The organism is Nocardiopsis endophytica, from assembly GCF_027706725.1.
Classification (GTDB): domain Bacteria; phylum Actinomycetota; class Actinomycetes; order Streptosporangiales; family Streptosporangiaceae; genus Nocardiopsis_A; species Nocardiopsis_A endophytica.
Window position 1 is genome coordinate 1 of sequence record NZ_JAQFWQ010000090.1, and the last position, 18,078, is coordinate 18,078.

Here is an 18,078-nt window from a genome sequence, read left to right on the forward strand (position 1 = left end):
AACCGCCGGAATGACAGCACTCTTGTCGAGATCATCGCCGGGCAGGGGCGCACCGGGCCGACGGCCGCCACGAGCGCGGGTGGACACGCGCCCGCCCGGTCGCCCGCCGCCCGGCTGGGGCCCGTGAGCGGGGTACCTGCTCAGCCGCCCGCCGGGACCACGAGGGGCCCGCCGCCCGGCAGGCAGGGCCGGGGAACCGCCGAGCTCTTGCCGTCGCTGCCCTCTCTGGTGACCACCCGCACGCCATACGGCCGACAGCGCTGCCGCACGGGCCGCCGGCCTCTCCTCGTCGCTGCCCGTGCCTGGTGCTTTGTCGACCTGACGGGCGGCTGGGGCCCGTGAGTGGGGTACCTGACCAGCCTCCCGGGCCGCGAGCAGCCGGACGGACGGCAGGCAGCGCCGGGAACCGCCCCGCTGTCCCCATCGCCGCTCCCGTCGGCGCTTCGACTGACTGCTGCTCGGTGGTCAGGGGGTGGCCACCTTCACGACCGTTTTTCCTCTGCGGTGGCCTCTCGCCTGGGTGGTCAGGGCCTCAGCGGTCTGGGCCAGCGGGTACTCGGCCTCGATGACCGGCGCCACCTTCCCGTCGTCGATCAGCTGGGCGAGTTCCGCGAGGTCGTCCGGGCTCTGCTTCGTGGCGAAGACGCGCATCCGCGGACCGGGCCCCAACGACGACAGCACGACCCGGCCGAGGAAGGGCAGCGGCCCCAGCACGGCGCCGCCCGGGCGGCCGGTCGCGGCCACGTACACCCCTTCAGGGGACAGCGCGCGGCGATAGGACCGGGGCGGGCGGTCGCCGGCCAGGTCGAACACCACGTCGTAGGCGCGCCCGTCCCCGGTGGGATCCTCACGGGTGCGGTCCAGGGCCTCGTCCGCGCCGATCGACAGGACCAGGTCGCGGGCGTGCGCACCGCACACCGCGGTCACGTGCGCTCCGAAGGCCTTGGCGATCTGCACCGCGAACGTGCCCACTCCGCCGGATGCGCCGTTGACCAGGACCCGCAGCCCCGGCCGGTCCGGGCGCACCCCGCCGGCGTCCCGGATGCCCTGCAGCGCCGTCACACCGGCCAAGGGGACGGCCGCCGCCTCCGTGAACCCCAGGGCCGTCGGCTTGTGGGCCAGGAGGTCCTGACCGGCGACCGCGTACTCGGCGTAGGCGCCGCCGGGAAGCTCCCCGTACACCTCGTCGCCGGGGCTGAACCGCGTGACGCCGGGCCCCACCCGCTCGACGGTTCCGGCGACGTCCTTGCCGGGAACGCGGCGCCGGGGGCGGGAGAGGCCGAACACGGCGCGCAGCACGTACGGGCGCCCGGCGGAGACCATCCGGTCCGCGGGGTTCACCGACGAGGCGGCCACCCGCACCAGCACCTCGCCCCCGCGCGCCTCGGGGCGGTCGTGTTCGCCGAGCCGCAGGGCCCGCTCCGGGTCGCCGTAGCCGTCCTGGACGATCGCTCGCATCGCAGCCCCCGCTATTTACGCCGTAAATATTTACGCCGTACGTTAGGCTTCGCCCGACCGGCCGTCAAGGGGAAGGGAAGGGCCGCTCGTGGCCGAGAACGGGCGCCGCGCCACGCTCAGCCGTACGCGCGTGATCGGGGCCGCCGTCGGGCTGGCCGACACCGATGGGGCCGAGGCACTGACGATGCGCCGCCTCGGGCGGGAGCTCGGCGTGGAGGCGATGGCGCTGTACAACCACGTCGGCGGAAAGGACGACCTGCTGGACGCCATGGTCGAGAGCGCCGCAGAGGAGATCGTGACGCCCGAGGACGGCACCCCCTGGCGGGCCTACGCGCGCGGGCGGGCCCTGAGCGCGCACGCCGTCATGCTGCGCCATCCCTGGCTGCCCGCGCTGTGGACCTCGCGCCTGGCCGTGGGGCCCGCCCGTATGCGCTACATGGACGGCGCCCTGCGCAGCCTGCGGGAGGCCGGTTTCCCGCCCGGCCTCCTCGACCGCACTTACCACGCCGTCGAGAACCACATCATCGGCCACGCGATGCAGGCGGCCGGGTTCCCGCTGGACGAGGCGGAGATGCGGGAGGCGGCCGAACCCCTGCTGCGCTCACCGGCCCTGGAGCCCTACCCCGACCTGATCGCCCACATCCGCCACCACCGCGACACCCCTCCCGGGGACGACGCGTTCGCCTTCGGGCTCGACCTGATCCTCGACGGCGTCGAACGGCTGCTCGCGGCCTCCTGAGCGGGGCCGCCCGGCCCTGCTCAGCCCTGTTCGGCGTGGATCTCGCGGGCCAGGAAGGCGTGCCGGGAGAAGTCGGTGAACACCCCGTCCACCCCGGCGGAGAAGAATGCCGCGTACTCGGCGGCGAAGGACCCGTAGTCGCTCTCCCCGCCCTCCGAGCGCAGGTCGGCCGGCAGGAAGCGGTTCTCGCTGCGGAAGGTGTAGGGGTGCACCAGCAGCCCGGCCTCGTGCGCGGTCTCCACCAGGCCGGTGGGCCCACCCAGCGAGCCGTCCTCCTCGCGGGCCACCACCAGGTTCTTGTCCGGCCCGATGGCGTGCGCGAACGACGCGGCCTCGGCCAGCCCCTCCTCCGTGGTGAAGCGGTGCCACGGCTCGGCGTCCTCCAGCAGGAACACCAGCGGCACCTCCAGATCGGCCAGCTTCTTCAGGCTGCCGCTCTCAAAGGACTGCAGGAACACGGGGACCTCCGGCTCGGGCCCGGCCAGGCCGTGCTCCCGCAGTGCCGCCGCCAGCGGCTCCTCCAGCCCCAGGCCCTGCTCCTCGTGGTAGGCCGGGCTCTTGGTCTCCGGGTAGATCCCGACCGGGCGCCCCAGCTCCGCCGTCATCTCCTTGGCGAGCCCGATGATCTCCTCCAGCGTGGGGACCGCGAACTCCCCGTCGTAGGAGGCGTTGTCCGGCCGCACGTCCGGGATGCGCTCGACGGCGCGCAGCGTCTTCAGCTCCGCGAGGGTGAAGTCCTGGGCGAACCAGCCGGTGTGCTCGACCCCGTCGATCGTGCGGGTGGTGCGCCGGTCGGCGAACTCGGGCCGGCCGGCCACGTCGGTCGTGCCGCCGATCTCCGGCTCGTGCCGCGCCACCAGGACCCCGTCGGCGGTGGCCACCAGGTCGGTCTCGATGAAGTCGCCGCCGTGCCGCGCCCCCAGCCGGTAGGAGGCCAGGGTGTGCTCGGGCCGGTGGCCCGGCGCGCCGCGGTGGGAGACGATGACGGTCTCGGGCTGCCGCTTGTTCCTGCGCACTGGGCGATCCACTCCCGGCCTGGGGCTCGTCGGAAAAGAAAGAGGGGGCCGACCCAGGGCGGGCCGACCCCCATGTGTACCGGGTCCGACAGGCCTAGGCCAACTCGCCGACGACGTGCTCGATGCAGGAGGTCAGCGCCTGCACGTCGGACGGCTCCACCGCCGGGAACATGCCGATGCGCAGCTGGTTGCGGCCCAGCTTGCGGTAGGGCTCGGTGTCCACGACGCCGTTGGCCCGAAGCGCGGCGGCCACCTTGGCGGCGTCCACCGAGTCGTCGAAGTCGATGGTGCCCACCACCTGGGAGCGCTGCGCCGGGTCGGCGACGAACGGCGAGGTGTAGGAGGTCTTCTCCGCCCAGGTGTAGAGGGTCTGGGAGGACTCCGCGGTGCGGGAGACCGCCCAGTCCAGGCCGCCCTGGGCGTTCAGCCACTCGATCTGCTCGGCGAGCAGCAGCAGCGTGCCCACCGCGGGGGTGTTGTAGGTCTGGTCCTTGCGGGAGTTGTCGATCGCCGTGGTGAGCGAGAAGAACGCCGGGATGTAGCGCCCCGAGTCGGCGATCGCGGCGGCGCGCTCCAGCGCCTTGGGCGACATGACCGCGACCCACAGCCCGCCGTCGGCGGCGAAGCACTTCTGCGGCGCGAAGTAGTAGACGTCCGTCTCGGCGATGTCGACCGGCAGGCCCCCGGCGCCGCTGGTGGCGTCCACCAGTACCAGGGAGTCGTCGTCGGCGCCGGCCGGACGCCGGATCGGCGCGGCCACGCCGGTGGAGGTCTCGTTGTGGGTGAGCGCGTAGGCGTCCACGCCCTCCTCGGCCCGCGGCTCGCCGTGGGAGCCGGGGTCGGTGGAGATCACCGTCGGCTCGCCGAGCCAGGGCGCCCCCTTGGCGACCTTGGCGAACTTGGAGGAGAACTCGCCGAAGTCCAGGTGCTGGGAGCGCTCGCGGATCAGGCCGTGGGCGGCGATGTCCCAGAACGCGGTGGTGCCGCCGTTGCCGAGCACCACCTCGTACCCCTCGGGCAGCGAGAACAGCGACGCGAGCCCGCTCCGCACCCGCCCGACGAGGGACTTGACCGGCTTCTGCCGGTGAGAGGTGCCGAAGTAGGCGGATCCGGAATCGGCGAGGGCCGTCAGTTGCTCGGGGCGCACCTTGGACGGGCCGCACCCGAATCGTCCGTCTGTGGGCAGCAGGTTCGCGGGAATCTGAATGTCGCTCACCCGGGCCATGGTAGTGGCCGCGCCCATTGCGCCGCAGGTGAGGGGTGCCCTAAGCGGGCCGGCGGCGGGGGATCGGCCACAAATCCGCGCCCTGACCACCGGATGTGAATCGGTGTTAATCCGCGATTCCCTCCGAACCCCCGGAGGAATGGAGGAGAAATGTCGGAATCGGTGTCAGACCCCCTGGGCGAGCGCCTCCTGGGCCCCGGCGACCTCCTCCAGCGGCCGATCGGCCGGACCGGTGTACTCCGCGCTCGGCCGCACCAGCCGCCCGGTGAGCCGCTGCTCCAGCACGTGCGCCGACCACCCGGCCAGCCGCGCCGCCGTGAACATCGGCGTGAACAGCTCCGACGGCACGCGCGCGAAGTCGAGCACCACCGCCGCCCAGTACTCCACGTTGGTCGCCAGCACCCGGTCCGGCTTGCGCTCGGCCAGCTCGGCCAGGGCCGCCTCCTCCACCGCGGCCGCCGCCTCGTACCGGGGCGCGCCCAGCTCGCGGGCGGTGCGCCGGAGCACCCGGGCCCGCGGGTCCTCGGCCCGGTACACCCGGTGCCCGAACCCCATCAGACGCTCCCCGCGGTCCAGGACCCCGCGCACGTACCCCCGGGCGTCCCCGGACCGCTCGGCCCCGTCCAGCAGGTGCAGCACCCGGGCCGGCGCGCCGCCGTGCAGGGGGCCGGACATCGCCCCCACCGCCCCCGACATCGCCGCGGCCGCGTCCGCCCCGGTCGAGGCGATCACCCGGGCGGTGAAGGTGGAGGCGTTCATGCCGTGCTCGGCCGCCGAGGTCCAGTAGGCGTCCACCGCCCGCACGTGGTCCGGGTCGGGGTCGCCGCGCAGCGCGATCATGAACCGCTCCACCGCCGTGGCGCCCTCGGCCGCCCGCGCCTCGGGCACCTCGGCTCCGCCCCCGGCCGCCGCGCGCGCCGACCGGGCGATCACCGCCAGCGCGGCGGACGCCACCCGCGCCACGTCCTCGCGGGCCTGCCCGGGGTCGGTGTCCAGCAGCGGGGACAGCCCCATCTGCGGGGCGAACGCGGCCAGCGCGGCCTGCACGTCCACCCGCACGTCCCCGGTGCGCACCGGCGCGGGCGGCGCCTCGGCCGGGGGCAGCCCCGGGTCCAGGGCGTCGTCCACGAGCAGTCCCCACACGCGGCCGTAGGTCACCTTCCCCACCAGCCGTTCGATGTCGACCCCGCGGTAGCGGAGGGCGCCGCCGTCCTTGTCCGGCTCGGCGATCTCCGTCCGAAAGGCCGTGACTCCTTCGAGCCCGGGTCTGAACTCGGTCATGGCGCCATCCTTTGCGCTCGACGGGCGAACCGTGGAGGATGCACGATCGTGAGCAATTGTGACCCGGCTGAGCTGCGCGAACCCTATTCCGGTGCACCTTTGGGACGCTCCGCGCTGCCCGATGACCCGATGGACCTGTTCGACCTGTGGTTCTCCCAGGCCGCGAAGGCCGGGCTGGCCGAGCCCAACGCGATGGTGCTCAGCACCGTCGACCCCGGCGGCGCGCCGCGCTCGCGCACCGTGCTCCTGAAGGGGTTCGACGCCTCCGGGCTGCGCTTCTTCACCAACCGCCGCTCCCGCAAGGCCCGCGCGCTGGAACAGGAGCCGCGCGCCGCGCTCCTCTTCCCCTGGCACGCGATCCGGCGCCAGGTCTCCTTCATCGGACGCGCCGAGCCGCTCGGGGACGCCGAGAACGACGCCTACTTCCGGTCGCGTCCCCGGGGCTCCCAGATCGGTGCGTGGGCGAGTGCGCATCAGTCCTCTCCTGTCACCGACCGTTCCCAGCTGCAGGAGCGCTATGCCCACTGGGAGGCGGTCTGGGAGGACGAGGAGGAGGTGCCGCGGCCCGAGTACTGGGGCGGCTACCGGCTCGTCCCGCACGAGGCCGAGTTCTGGCAGGGCGGGTCGGACCGCATGCACGACCGCTTCCGGTACCTGCGCACCGGGGAGGGGCCGGGCGGGCACTGGGCCCTCGACCGCCTCTCGCCGTGAGCGCGAGCCGCCGCGCACAGGGGTCACCGCGCCCGGAGCGCCCCCCGTTCCGGACGCTATGATGGAGGCCATCGGCAGGCTGTTCGACTCCGCTCGGAGTGGGGAATCCGTCGCCGCCGAACGGTGTTGAGAGTCCTGCGGCGGCCGGCTCTCAACGGCCGACGAGGGGAGGAGAGCGTTGACCGCACACGGGCTCATCGACACCACGGAGATGTACCTGCGTACCATCTTCGAGCTTGAGGAGGAGGGCATCGTCCCGCTCCGCGCGCGCATCGCGGAGCGCCTGCACCAGAGCGGCCCCACCGTGAGCCAGACGGTGGCCCGGATGGAGCGCGACGGCCTCCTGCGGGTGGAGAACGACCGGCACCTGGTGATGACCTCCGAGGGCCGCCGGCTCGCCATGCACGTCATGCGCAAGCACCGGCTCGCCGAGCGCCTCCTCGTCGACGTGATCGGCCTGGCCTGGGAGGACGTGCACGTGGAGGCGTGCCGCTGGGAGCACGTCATCTCCGAGGCGGTGGAGGAGCGCCTGGTCGGCCTGCTCAACGCCCCCTCCGTGTGCCCGCACGGCAACCCCATCCCCGGCCTGGACGAGCTGGGCCTGGACGACTACTCGCCCGAGCCGTTCTCCGACGACTCCATCGCCCCCATGACCGAGGTCGCCAACGGCACCGAGTCCACGGTCACGGTCCGCCGGATCAGCGAGCACCTGCAGACCGACACCGCGGTCATGCGGGAGCTCAAGGACGCCGGGGTGCGCCCGGGCGGCGAGGTCCGCCTGACCGCCACCGAGGACGGCGTGCGGGTGCTGCCGCACTCCGGCGACGGTACGGCGGGGGAGCTCTCACGGGAGGTCGCCGGCCACGTCTTCGTCGCCAAGCACTGACCGTGCCCGGGCGCGGCGGCCGGAGCGCCCATGTCCCCGAAATGTCGCGTTGCTCTGCGGATTTGCGCCCTGTGGGGCTATGCTCGGGCGAAAGCGGGGGCGATCCGGAGAACGCGGGGGTCAACGCGGTGCGGATCCTTGACGGCAAGGTGGCGGCTGAATGAAGCGGTGGGGGGAAGCCTTTTACGACGACAGCGCGATCACCGGGGAGACGGTCGTCGAGCAGGCGCAGATCGCCGTCGTCGTGGCCGACCGCTTCAGCCACCTGCGCTACTGGAACGCCTACGCCCGCCGCCTGTTCGGCTTCACCGGGCGTGCCGACCCGATCGGCGCCTCCCTGCTCGACATCGGCGTGCACGAGTCCGACCGCGAGCGCGCCTCCCAGCTCGCCCGCCAGGTGCTGCGCGGCCAGACCTGGGAGGGCACCTTCGCCGTGGTGCGCGCCGACGCCGCCTGGATGCACGTGCGCGTCCAGGCGGTCCCGATGTGCGATGAGGACGGCACCGTCGAGGGCATGGCCATCTTCGCCTACGAGGCGATGCGCAGCGGCCGGGTCGAGGAGCAGTACGGGCTGCTGGAGCGGATCGGCTCCCGGCTGGCCGGGTCGCTGCAGTTCGACGGCGCGCTGAAGGCCGTCGCCGAGACCCTCGTCCCCCAGTTCGCCGACCACTGCTTCATCGACCTCTTCGACCACGACCGGCTGGTGCGCCGGGTGTCGGTGCACGCCGAGGGGTGGTCGCCGCCCCCCGGCACCTGGCCCGACGTCGGCCAGGAGGTGCGCTACCCCGAGCGGCACTTCGCCGCCCGCGCCATGCGCCGCCTGGAGACCGTGTCCTCCGGCGACCTGCGCCACCCGCCCGGCATGGTGGACGAGCGCTCCGCCCGCGTCGCCGACCAGGTCGGGCTGGCCTCCGCGGTGGCCGCGCCGCTGCGCGCCCGCGGCGAGCTGCTGGGCGTGCTCACCCTGGCGCTGTCCCGGCTCACCCCCCGGGACAAGACCGCCTACGACGGCTTCGACTGCGACCTGGCCGGCGCGGTCGCCTCCCGGGTGGCGCTGGCCATCGACAACGCCCGCCTCTTCGAGGAGGAGCGCAGCACCGCGCTGGCCTTCCAGAACAGCCTGCTGCCGACGTCCTTTCCGCCCTTCGACGGGCTGTCCATCGCCCACCGGTACGTGCCCGCCAAGCCGCTGGAGGCGCACGGGCACGGCATCCAGACCCAGGTCGGCGGCGACTTCTACGACGTCGTCCCGCTGTCGGCGGGGCGCGTGGGCATCGTCGTGGGCGACGTGGAGGGCCGCGGCCCGCACGCCGCCGCGGTGATGGGCCAACTGCGGGCGGCGCTGCGCGCCTTCGCCCAGGCCGACCGCGAGCCCGCCGACATCCTGCGCGAGCTGGACGAGTGGGTGCGGCGGCTGGGCCGCCCGGACGGCACCGGCGGCACCTGGGTGCCCAGCGTGAGCTGCCTGTACATGGTCTACGACGCCTGGTCCCGACAGCTGTCCTACGCCAACGCCGGCCACCAGCCGCCGCTGCTCATCGCCGACGGCCAGGTGTGCGAGCTGGCCCTGGAGGTCACCGACTCGCTGCTGGGCGGCAAGGCCCGGGGCGTGCCCTACGACGAGGCCGTCTACCACCAGGCCGACCTGACCCTGCCGCCCGGGGCGGCGCTGCTGCTCTACACCGACGGGCTGGTGGACCGCCGCCCCGTCGGCGGCGAGGCCGACCCCCGGCGCGCCCTGGAGCGGCTGCGCGAACGGGTGGACCGGGTCGCCGACCGGGACGTGGAGCGGATCGCCGACACCGCCCTGTCCTCGGTGCCCGGGGAGACCGACGACGACACCGCGCTGCTGGTGGTGCGCACCCACCCCGACGAGCTGGCGCTGCGCGAGGAGCGCTACCCGGCCGAGGCGGCCACCGTGGCCGACGCGCGGCACCTGGCCGCCTCCACCTTCGCCGAGTGGGGGATGGACCCGGGCCAGGCCGAGCTGGCGTGCCTGCTGGTCTCCGAGATCGTCACCAACGTCGTCATCCACGCCACCCCGCACCCGGTGCGCCGCGAGTTCACCCCCGAGGGGGTGCGGGACTCGGCGGCCGACGCCGCGGGCCTCGGCGCCGCCGCCGGGGCCGAGGACCTGTCCGAGGACTTCTCCGAGGACTGGTCGGACCTGCTGGAGGAGCTGGCCGAGGAGGAGCCCGAGGAGCCGGACAGCACCTTCTGGCTGCGGCTGCGCCGCGGCGCCGAGTCGGTGTGGGTGGAGGTCTTCGACAACGACCTGCGCCTGCCGCGGATCCGCAGCGCGGGCGCCGACGACGAGGGCGGGCGCGGGCTCTACCTGGTCGACCAGCTCGCCGCGCGCTGGGGGTCCCGGCCCACGCCCACCGGGAAGGCCGTCTGGTTCGAGATCCCGATGAAGGCCGAGTAGCCCGCCCCCGTCTCGTTGATCTCGGGGATTCCGCCCCTAAAACCGCGCCGGTAGGGGCGTTTTTCCCGAGATCAACGCGGGGTCAGCGCCAGGACCAGGCCCACAGCAGCAGCACCAGGAAGATGAAGAAGACCACGATCCCGCCGGTCGTCCAGGGGATGTGCATCCGGGGGCGCAGCTTGCGCACCCCGATCACCAGGAGGACGACCAAGAGTCCGAGGACGATCAGGCCGTCCCATGCACCGGTCATGCCGCCGACCCTTTCACTTCAGGGGGTGTGCCGCCCGCGGCGTCACAGGCCCAGCGACCGGCCCACGATCTCCTTCATGATCTCCGTCGTGCCGCCGAAGATCGACTGGATCCGGGCGTCCTGCCACGCCTTCGCCACGGGGTATTCCATCATGTACCCGTACCCGCCGTGCAGCTGCAGGCACCGGTCCATCACCTTGTTGGCGAGCTCCGAGCACCACCACTTGGCCTTGGCGGCGTCCTCCACGGTCAGCTCGCCCCGGTTGAGCAGAGTGATCGCCCGGTCCACGTAGGTGCGGGCCAGGTCCACCTCGGTGGCCAGCTCGGCCAGCAGGAACCGGGTGTTCTGGAACCGGGAGATGGGCCGCCCGAAGGCGGTGCGCTCCTTGCAGTAGGCGATGGTGGCGGCGAGCATGTGCTCGGCCCCGGCGGTGGAGGCCACCGCGATGGACAGCCGCTCCTGGGGCAGGCGCTCCATCAGGTGGACGAAGCCCTGACCCTCCTCGCCGAGCAGGTTGGCGGCGGGCACCCGCACGTCGGTGAAGGACAGCTCGGCGGTGTCCTGGGCCTTGAGCCCGATCTTGTCGAGGTTGCGGCCGCGCTCGAAGCCCGGCATGCCCCGCTCGACCGCCAGCAGCGAGATGCCGTGCGCCCCGGCGTCGGGGTCGGTGCGGGCCACCACCACGACCAGGTCGGCGTTGATGCCGTTGGTGATGAAGGTCTTCTGGCCGTTGAGCACGTAGTCGCCGCCGTCGCGGACCGCGGTGGTGCGGATCCCCTGCAGGTCGCTGCCGGCGCCCGGCTCGGTCATGGCGATGGCGGTGATCAGCTCGCCGCTGCTGAACCCGGGCAGCCACCGGCGCTTCTGCTCCTCGGTGGACAGCTCCACCATGTAGGGCGCCATCACGTCGTTCTGCAGGGTGAAGCCCAGCCCGCTGGCGCCGACGCGGCAGATCTCCTCGGAGACGACCGCATTGAACCGGTAGTCCTTCACCCCGCTGCCGCCGTACTCCTCGGGCACGCCCAGCCCGAGCAGGCCCACCTTCCCGGCGGCGGTCCACACCTCGCGGGGCACGATGCCGTCGCGCTCCCACTGGCCGTGGTGCGGGACGACCTCGCGGGCCAGGAACGCGGCGACCGATTCGCGGAAGAGGTCGTGCTCCTCCTCGAAGATCTCCCTCTGCATGCGCGTGCTCCTCCTCGGGGGGCGGGGCTCGGACGGCCCAGATGATGGGACCACGGTAACCGAATCGCGTTCGGTTTTACAGCGCGCCCCCGGCCTCCAAGGCACCGTAAAGTCCGCAAAGTCCGCACCGGCGCCGGAGCGGCGGCGTGCGGGGCCGCCGGAGGGCGGGCCACCCTCGGGGCATGGGCAGGCACGAGGCACCGTCGCGCACCCGCGGGCGCCAGGGCGAGGGCGCGCCCCGGCTCGCGGTGATCCTGACCGCCCTGCTGCTGGCGGTGATGCTCGCCGCCCTGGACCAGACCATCGTCGCCACCGCCCTGCCGCGGATCGCCTCCGACCTGGGCGGGCTGAGCCACATCTCCTGGATGGTCACCGCCTACCTGCTGGCGGTCACCGCCAGCACCCCGCTGTGGGGCAAGCTCGGCGACCTGCTCGGCCGCAAATGGGTGCTGGTCACCTGCCTGGGCGTCTTCCTCCTGGGGTCGGCGCTGTGCGGCACCGCGCAGAGCTTCGTGGCGCTGGTGCTGTTCCGCGCGGTGCAGGGCATCGGCGGGGGCGGCCTGATGGTGCTGGCCCAGTCGGTCATCGGCGACGTGGTCCCGCCGCGCCGCCGCGGCCGGTACATGGGCCTGTTCGGCGCGGTGTTCGGGGTGGCCAGCGTCGCCGGGCCGCTCATCGGCGGGTTCATCGTGGACAACCTGTCCTGGCGGTGGGTGTTCTACGTGAACCTGCCGCTGGCGGCGGTGGCGCTGGTCGCGCTGGTGGCGGCGCTGCCCCGGGGCGGCGGGCGGCCCACGGTCCGGATCGACTACGCGGGCATCGTGCTCATCGCCCTGACCGCCGTGTGCCTGGTACTGGTCACCTCCTGGGGCGGCAACGAGTACGACTGGACCTCCCCGCAGATCCTGCTGCTGCTCCTGGCCGCGGCGGTGTGCGGCACCGGCTGGTGGCTCAGCGCCCGCCGCGCCGCCGACCCGGTGCTCCCGCTGGGGCTGTTCTCCAGCCCGGTGGTGGTCATCGGCGGCCTGGTGAGCTTCGCGGTCGGCTTCGCGATGATGGGCGCGATGACCTACCTGCCGCTGTTCCTGCAGATCGTGCACGGCTACACGCCCACCGAGTCGGGCCTGCACCTGCTGCCGATGGTGGCGGGCATGCTCATCTGCTCGATCGGCAGCGGGCAGCTGGTCACCCGCACCGGCCACTACAAGATCTACCCGGTGGCCGGAACGGCCCTGGTGGCGGTGGCGCTGTACCTGCTGTCCACGCTCCGCCCGGAGACCGCCTACCCGGTGATGAGCCTGTACCTGTTCCTGATGGGCTGCGGCCTGGGGCTGACCATGCAGGTGGTGGTGCTGGCGGTGCAGAACGCGGCCGCCCAGCGCGACCTGGGCGCGGCCACCTCGGCGGCGACCTTCTTCCGGTCCATCGGCGGCTCCTTCGGCGCCTCGGCCTTCGGGGCGGTGTTCGCCGCCCAGCTCAGCGGCAACATCGCCGACCGGCTGCGCGGAGTGCCGGTCCCGCCCGGCTTCGACGCCTCGGGGCTGGAGTCCAGCCCGGACGCGCTCGCGCAGGCGCCCGAGGCGGTCCGCACGGCGGTGCTGGCGGCCTACTCGGACTCGGTGGACACGGTGTTCCTGTACGCGGTGCCGGTGGCCCTGGCGGCCTTCGTGCTGTCGCTGTTCCTGCGACAGGTGCCGCTGCGCACCACCATCGAGCCGCCCGACCTGGGCGAGGCCGTGGCGCCGGTGCGCGCCGAGGGGCCCGACCGGGGCGTGCTGGGCGCCGCGGAACGGGCGGTCTACCGCGCGTGCGGGCTGCGCGGCGCGCGGGAGATGTACGCCAGGCTGGCCGACTCGGCACACCTCGACCTTTCGCCCGGGGCCTGCTGGGTGATCACCCACCTGGCCGAGACCGGTCCGCTGGCCCCCGGCGAGCTCGAGGGGCTGTCCCGGGGCGAGGTGTCCCCGGCGACGGGGATCCGCGGCGAGCTGGAGTCGGCCGGGCTGATGGAGCCGGCGGGGGAGGGGGAGGCCTGGCGGCTCACCGCGCAGGGCCGCGACGCCGCCCGCCGCCTGTTCGACGCCCAGGAGGAGGCGCTGCGCGACCTGGTGCGCGGGTTCGGTCCCGACGCCGACCCGGAGCTGGCCGCCGAGCTGCACCGGCTGGCCCGCAGCACGCTCGGCGACGAGGAGGACGCCGGCCTGGTGGAGGAGGAGCCCGGCCGCAGGCCGCTGTGACCCGCACCCGCGTGTCCCCTGCTTCTCGGTGATCTCGGGGGAAACGACGCTACGGGCGCGGTTATAGGGGCGCTTTTCCCGAGATCAACGCGGGGGCGGGCGCCAAGGCGGTACCCGGTGCTGGGCGCCGCGGGCGAAACCGAATATGGTTCGGTCAGAAGAACCGTCGCAACGTCCCGCGCCACCCCCTGGAGGACCGCATGGCCGAGGCATACATCGTCGGGGCCGTCCGCACCCCCGTCGGCACCAAGAAGGGCGCGCTCGCCGGGGTCCACCCGGCCGACCTGGGCGCCCACGTGCTCAAGGAGCTCATGACGCGCACCGGCGCCGACCCGGCCGCCGTCGAGGACGTGATCATGGGCTGCGTGAGCCAGGTCGGCCCGCAGTCGCTCGACCTGGCCCGCACCGCCTGGCTGTCGGCCGGGCTGCCCGAGACCGTCGCCGGCGTGACCATCGACCGCCAGTGCGGCTCCTCCCAGCAGGCGATCCACTTCGCCGCCCAGGGGGTCATGTCGGGCACGCAGGACCTGGTGGTCGCCTCCGGCGTGGAGAACATGGGCATGGTGCCCATGGGCTCCAGCGTCAAGTTCGCCCTCGACGAGGGGCTGCCGCTGTTCGGCGACGGGTGGACCGGGCGCTACGGCACGCAGGAGATCTCCCAGTTCCGCGGCGCCCAGCTGATGTGCGAGAAGTGGGGGTTCAAGCGCGCCGAGCTGGAGGAGTTCGCGCTGCAGAGCCACCAGAGGGCGGCGGCCGCGCTGGAGGACGGGCGCTTCGACGCCGAGACCGCGCCGCTGGCCGGGGTCGGGCGCGACGAGGGCGTGCGCCCCGACACCAGCCTGGAGAAGATGGCCGGCCTGGCCCCGCTGCGCGAGGGCTGGGAGCTGACCGCCGCGGTGGCCAGCCAGATCTCCGTCGGCGCCGGGGCGGTGCTGATCGCCTCCGAGCGCGCGGTGGAGCGGCACGGGCTGACCCCGCTGGCGCGCATCGTGCAGCTGTCCCTGCTCGGCGACGACCCGGTGTACATGCTCACCGCGCCCATCCCGGCCACCCGCATCGCGCTGGAGAAGGCGGGCCTGTCCATGGGCGACATCGACGTCACCGAGATCAACGAGGCCTTCGCGCCGGTGCCGCTGGCCTGGGCCCACGAGCTGGGCGCCGACATGGCCAAGGTCAACCCCAACGGAGGCGCGATCGCCCTGGGCCACCCGCTGGGCGCCACCGGCGCGGTGCTGATGACCAAGCTCGTGCACGAGCTGCGCCGCAGCGGCGGGCGCTACGGCCTGCAGACCATGTGCGAGGGCGGCGGCCAGGCCAACGTGACGATCATCGAGCGTGTGTGACCCCGTCCTCCAGGCCGAGCCAGGAGGCCATCGACTCCAGCTCGGCCTGGAGGGCCGGCGTCGTCTCCGCGGGGGCGTCGGGCTCCAGCGTGGTGCGGCGCGCCAGCAGCCGCCCGGAGGCGCGGTCGGCCTTCAGGTCCACCCGGGCCACCAGGCGGTCGCCCAGCAGGAACGGCAGCACGTAGTAGCCGTGCACCCGCTTGGGGGCGGGCACGTAGATCTCCAGCCGGTACCGGAAGTCGAACAGCGCCTCGGTGCGATTGCGCTCCCACACCAGTGAGTCGAACGGGCTGAGCAGCGCGCGGGCGTCGACCCGCCGCGGCACCCGGGCGTCGCGGTGCAGGTAGGCGGGGGAGTCCCAGCCCTCGACCCGCACGGGGACCAGCTCGCCGGAGTCGACCAGGTCGGCCACGGCGGCGCGGCCCGGGCCGGACTTCAGCCGGAAGTAGTCGCGCAGGCAGGGCTCGGTGGCCACGCCGTGGGCGCGCGCGGCGATGCGCACCAGCTCGCGGCGGGCGTCGTCGGGGTCGGGGTCGGGCGCCGCGTGCACCTCGGGCGGCAGGACCCGCGACACCAGGTTGTAGCGGCGCTCGAACTGGGGCGTGCGCCCGTCGGCGGTGATCTCGCCGCACCAGAACAGGTACTCCAGGGCGCGCTTGACCAGGGACCAGTTCCAGCCCCAGTGGTCCTTGGGACGCGGCGCGTCGTGCTCCAGGGCCGCCTCGATCTCCCGCGAGGTGGCCGGGCCGTGCCGCTCGACCTCCTCGCGGACCGCCTTGACGAGGTCGCCGTGGTCCACGGCGACCTCCCGCATGGAGCCCCAGGCCTCGTCCCGGGCGCGCGCCATCCGCCAGCGCAGCAGGCGCTGCGTCTCCGGCGGGACCAGGCTGGCCTCGTGCGCCCAGTACTCCACCAGGCGGCGGCCCCCGCGCCGGGTGGCGGCCCGGTCGGGCAGGTCCCGGTCGTAGGGGCCCAACCGGGAGAAGAAGGGCAGGTAGTGGCTGCGGGAGAGCACGTTCACGCTGTCGATCTGCACGACGCCCACCCGGTCCACGACCCGCTGCACGTGCCGCATGGTGGCCGCCCTGGAGGGGCGCCGGTCGGTGAATCCCTGGGCGGCGAGCGCGATGCGCCGGGCCTGCGCCTTGGACAGGACGGAGTCGCGCCGCGGGTGGGGAGCGGGGGGCGTGTCGTACATGAGTACTAACGTACTGGCGGCGGGCGGCGCCGCGCCACCCGAGCGGGGCGGTCCGGTGCGGCGCCCCTTCCTTGTTGATCTCGGGGAAGTCGGGCTTAAGGTGTCCGGTTTAACCCCGACTTCCCCGAGATCATCGGTGCCCGCGCCTGGGGGTCAGCCCATCCTGCGGTGCCGGTCCTCGGCCTTGGACGGGCCGGGGGCGGCCGGGGCGATCGCCGGGCCGGGCACCGACGGGTCCAGGACCCCCTCCTCCAGCCAGGTGTAGCGGTCGTCCATCACCCGCCGCGCCAGCTTGCCGTCGGTGCCGTCGGAGTTGTCCCACAGCTCGGCGAAGTGCCGCTCCACCCGAAGCCGGGACTGGCGGCAGAAGGCGTCGGCCAGCTCCATCCCGGCCGTGCCCCGGCCGCCGTCCTCCGGGGCGGTGTCGTGCTCGTGGCGGGCGCGCACCACCGCCGCGCTCATCGCGAACAGCTCGGCGCCGATGTCCACGATCCGGGCCAGGAACGCCTGCCGGGTCTCCATGCCGCCCTGCCACCGGGACATGCCGTAGAAGGTCGAGCGCGCCATCCGCCGGGACGCCCGCTCCACGAAGCGCAGGTGTCCCGCCAGCGGGCCGAAGTCGGCGTAGGACCCCGGGCGCTGGCCCTGGCCCACGACCAGCGTCGGCAGCCACGAGGCGTAGAACCCGCTCGCCTTGGCGAAGGCGCGGGCCTTGGCCTGCGGGTCGGCGGACGGGTCCACCAGGTCCCCGGCCACCGACAGGTGCGCGTCCACGGCCTCACGGGCGATCAGCAGGTGCATGATCTCGGTGGAGCCCTCGAAGATGCGGTTGATGCGCAGGTCCCGCAGCAGCTGTTCGGCGGGCACGCCGCGCTCGCCGCGCGCCGCCAGCGAGTCGGCCGTCTCGTACCCGCGCCCGCCGCGCACCTGCACCAGCTCGTCGGCGATCTCCCAGGCCCGCTCGGACGCCCACAGCTTGGCGATCGCCGCCTCGATGCGGATGTCCTTGCGCTTGTCGTCGGCCATCTGGCCGGACATCTCCAGCATCGCCTCCATCGCGTAGGTGGTGGCGGCGATGAACGCGATCTTCTTGGCGACCTCCTCGTGACGGCCCACCGGGCGGCCCCACTGCACCCGCTCGCGCGCCCACTCGCGGGCGATGCGGGTGGACCACTTCCCGGCGCCCACGCACATCGCCGGCAGCGACAGGCGGCCGGTGTTCAGGGTGGACAGGGCGATCTTGAGGCCCTGGCCCTCCTTGCCCACGAGGTTGCGCGCGGGCACGCGCACCCGGTGGAACCGGGTGACGCCGTTCTCGATGCCGCGCAGCCCCATGAAGCGGTTGCGCCGCTCGACCGTGATCCCCGGGGAGTCGCCCTCGACGATGAACGCGCTGATCCCGCCGCGGTGCCCGTCGCCCTCGGGCACCCGGGCCATCACCACCAGCAGGTCGGCGACGACGCCGTTGGTGGTCCACAGCTTCACCCCGTCGAGCAGGTAGGCCTCCCCGTCCTCGGTGGGCACGGCGGTGGCCTGCAGCCGCGCCGGGTCGCTGCCCACGTCGGGCTCGGTGAGCAGGAAGGCGCTGATGTCGGAGGCGGCGCAGCGCGGCAGGAAGGCCTGCTTCTGCTCCTCGGTGCCGAACATCGCCACCGGCTGGGGCACCCCGATGGACTGGTGGGCCGACAGGAGCGCGCCGAGCGCCGGACTGACCGACCCGACCAGGGTGAGCGCGCGGTTGTAGTGGACCTGGCCCAGGCCGAGCCCGCCGTAGGCGCGGGGGATCTTCATGCCGAGCGCGCCCAGCTCCTTCAGGCCGCGCACCACCTCGTCGGGGATGCGCTCCTCGCGCTCGATGCGCTGGGCGTCGATGGTGGCGCAGAAGTCGCCGAGCCGCGCGAGGAACCGCGCCCCCTCCTCCTCGGCCTCCTCGTCCGGCCGGGGGTAGGGGTGGATCAGGTCGAGCCGGAACCGGCCCAGGTACAGCTCCTTGCCGAAGCTGGGCAGGCGCCACTCGGTCTCCCGTGCGGCCTCGGCGACCGCCCGCGCCTGCCGTTCGTCCGCGCCGGCCGCCTCAGGACGGCCGTTGACCGTGGTCATCTCGGGGATCACCTCACCGGTGGA

The 18,078-nt window shown here is 73.6% G+C and carries 14 protein-coding genes; 6 read left to right on the forward strand and 8 right to left on the reverse strand.

Annotated elements, in window-relative coordinates; all coding sequences use genetic code 11:
* Positions 1-465: 465 nt before the first annotated feature.
* The gene (locus O4J56_RS24175; RefSeq protein ID WP_270688915.1) at positions 466-1,458 is read right to left on the reverse strand and encodes an NAD(P)-dependent alcohol dehydrogenase; all 993 of its coding nucleotides are present in this window, start codon (positions 1,456-1,458) and stop codon (positions 466-468) included.
* Between the two features lie 88 nt (positions 1,459-1,546).
* Between O4J56_RS24175 and O4J56_RS24180 the strand changes: the two genes are divergently transcribed.
* The gene (locus O4J56_RS24180) at positions 1,547-2,197 is read left to right on the forward strand and encodes a TetR/AcrR family transcriptional regulator (RefSeq protein WP_270688917.1); all 651 of its coding nucleotides are present in this window, start codon (positions 1,547-1,549) and stop codon (positions 2,195-2,197) included.
* 20 nt (positions 2,198-2,217) lie between these two features.
* On the opposite strand, the gene O4J56_RS24185 is transcribed toward O4J56_RS24180, so the two are convergent.
* The 3 genes from O4J56_RS24185 to O4J56_RS24195 all read right to left on the reverse strand — a co-directional run bounded on the left by O4J56_RS24185 (position 2,218) and on the right by O4J56_RS24195 (position 5,719).
* Complete coding sequence (locus tag O4J56_RS24185) at positions 2,218-3,213, reverse strand: glycerophosphodiester phosphodiesterase family protein (protein ID WP_270688918.1); 996 nt, start codon at positions 3,211-3,213, stop codon at positions 2,218-2,220.
* A gap of 94 nt (positions 3,214-3,307) precedes the next feature.
* Entirely contained in the window at positions 3,308-4,438 is a 1,131-nt protein-coding gene (gene serC, locus O4J56_RS24190; RefSeq protein WP_270688941.1) for a phosphoserine transaminase, read from the reverse strand.
* 165 nt (positions 4,439-4,603) lie between these two features.
* Complete coding sequence (locus O4J56_RS24195) at positions 4,604-5,719, reverse strand: citrate synthase 2 (protein ID WP_270688919.1); 1,116 nt, start codon at positions 5,717-5,719, stop codon at positions 4,604-4,606.
* Between the two features lie 48 nt (positions 5,720-5,767).
* Between O4J56_RS24195 and pdxH the strand changes: the two genes are divergently transcribed.
* The 3 genes from pdxH to O4J56_RS24210 all read left to right on the forward strand — a co-directional run bounded on the left by pdxH (position 5,768) and on the right by O4J56_RS24210 (position 9,741).
* Complete coding sequence (pdxH, locus tag O4J56_RS24200) at positions 5,768-6,430, forward strand: pyridoxamine 5'-phosphate oxidase (protein ID WP_270688921.1); 663 nt, start codon at positions 5,768-5,770, stop codon at positions 6,428-6,430.
* 178 nt (positions 6,431-6,608) lie between these two features.
* Entirely contained in the window at positions 6,609-7,316 is a 708-nt protein-coding gene (locus O4J56_RS24205) for a metal-dependent transcriptional regulator (protein ID WP_270688923.1), read from the forward strand.
* Between the two features lie 160 nt (positions 7,317-7,476).
* The gene (locus tag O4J56_RS24210; RefSeq protein ID WP_270688924.1) at positions 7,477-9,741 is read left to right on the forward strand and encodes an ATP-binding SpoIIE family protein phosphatase; all 2,265 of its coding nucleotides are present in this window, start codon (positions 7,477-7,479) and stop codon (positions 9,739-9,741) included.
* Positions 9,742-9,823: 82 nt separating this feature from the next.
* On the opposite strand, the gene O4J56_RS24215 is transcribed toward O4J56_RS24210, so the two are convergent.
* Both O4J56_RS24215 and O4J56_RS24220 read right to left on the reverse strand, forming a co-directional pair.
* Complete coding sequence (locus O4J56_RS24215; protein WP_017622757.1) at positions 9,824-9,991, reverse strand: hypothetical protein; 168 nt, start codon at positions 9,989-9,991, stop codon at positions 9,824-9,826.
* Between the two features lie 42 nt (positions 9,992-10,033).
* Positions 10,034-11,176 carry an acyl-CoA dehydrogenase family protein gene (locus O4J56_RS24220; RefSeq protein WP_270688925.1) on the reverse strand — a complete coding sequence of 381 codons (1,143 nt, stop codon included), beginning with the start codon at positions 11,174-11,176 and terminating at the stop codon, positions 10,034-10,036.
* Positions 11,177-11,358: 182 nt separating this feature from the next.
* Between O4J56_RS24220 and O4J56_RS24225 the strand changes: the two genes are divergently transcribed.
* A complete protein-coding gene (locus tag O4J56_RS24225; protein ID WP_270688926.1) occupies positions 11,359-13,413 on the forward strand; it encodes an MDR family MFS transporter in 2,055 nt (684 codons plus the stop codon).
* A 200-nt stretch (positions 13,414-13,613) separates the two neighbouring features.
* A complete protein-coding gene (locus O4J56_RS24230; RefSeq protein WP_270688927.1) occupies positions 13,614-14,756 on the forward strand; it encodes an acetyl-CoA C-acetyltransferase in 1,143 nt (380 codons plus the stop codon).
* On the opposite strand, the gene O4J56_RS24235 is transcribed toward O4J56_RS24230, so the two are convergent.
* The gene (locus tag O4J56_RS24235) at positions 14,740-15,954 is read right to left on the reverse strand and encodes a winged helix-turn-helix domain-containing protein (protein WP_270688929.1); all 1,215 of its coding nucleotides are present in this window, start codon (positions 15,952-15,954) and stop codon (positions 14,740-14,742) included. The genes O4J56_RS24230 and O4J56_RS24235 overlap by 17 nt on opposite strands.
* Before the next feature lie 153 nt (positions 15,955-16,107).
* On the reverse strand, positions 16,108-18,054 hold the full coding sequence (locus tag O4J56_RS24240) for an acyl-CoA dehydrogenase family protein (RefSeq protein WP_270688930.1): 1,947 nt from the start codon (positions 18,052-18,054) through the stop codon (positions 16,108-16,110).
* Positions 18,055-18,078: the final 24 nt, after the last annotated feature.

Excerpts from the sequence above, each read along its gene's own strand:
- O4J56_RS24175 (WP_270688915.1), bottom strand. The coding sequence starts at position 1,458 with ATGCGAGCGATCGTCCAGGACGGCTACGGCGACCCGGAGCGGGCCCTG.
- serC (WP_270688941.1), bottom strand. The coding sequence starts at position 4,438 with ATGGCCCGGGTGAGCGACATTCAGATTCCCGCGAACCTGCTGCCCACA.
- O4J56_RS24195 (WP_270688919.1), bottom strand. The coding sequence starts at position 5,719 with ATGACCGAGTTCAGACCCGGGCTCGAAGGAGTCACGGCCTTTCGGACG.
- O4J56_RS24210 (WP_270688924.1), top strand. The coding sequence starts at position 7,477 with ATGAAGCGGTGGGGGGAAGCCTTTTACGACGACAGCGCGATCACCGGG.
- O4J56_RS24215 (WP_017622757.1), bottom strand. The coding sequence starts at position 9,991 with ATGACCGGTGCATGGGACGGCCTGATCGTCCTCGGACTCTTGGTCGTC.
- O4J56_RS24220 (WP_270688925.1), bottom strand. The coding sequence starts at position 11,176 with ATGCAGAGGGAGATCTTCGAGGAGGAGCACGACCTCTTCCGCGAATCG.
- O4J56_RS24225 (WP_270688926.1), top strand. The coding sequence starts at position 11,359 with ATGGGCAGGCACGAGGCACCGTCGCGCACCCGCGGGCGCCAGGGCGAG.
- O4J56_RS24230 (WP_270688927.1), top strand. The coding sequence starts at position 13,614 with ATGGCCGAGGCATACATCGTCGGGGCCGTCCGCACCCCCGTCGGCACC.
- O4J56_RS24235 (WP_270688929.1), bottom strand. The coding sequence starts at position 15,954 with ATGTACGACACGCCCCCCGCTCCCCACCCGCGGCGCGACTCCGTCCTG.
- O4J56_RS24240 (WP_270688930.1), bottom strand. The coding sequence starts at position 18,054 with ATGACCACGGTCAACGGCCGTCCTGAGGCGGCCGGCGCGGACGAACGG.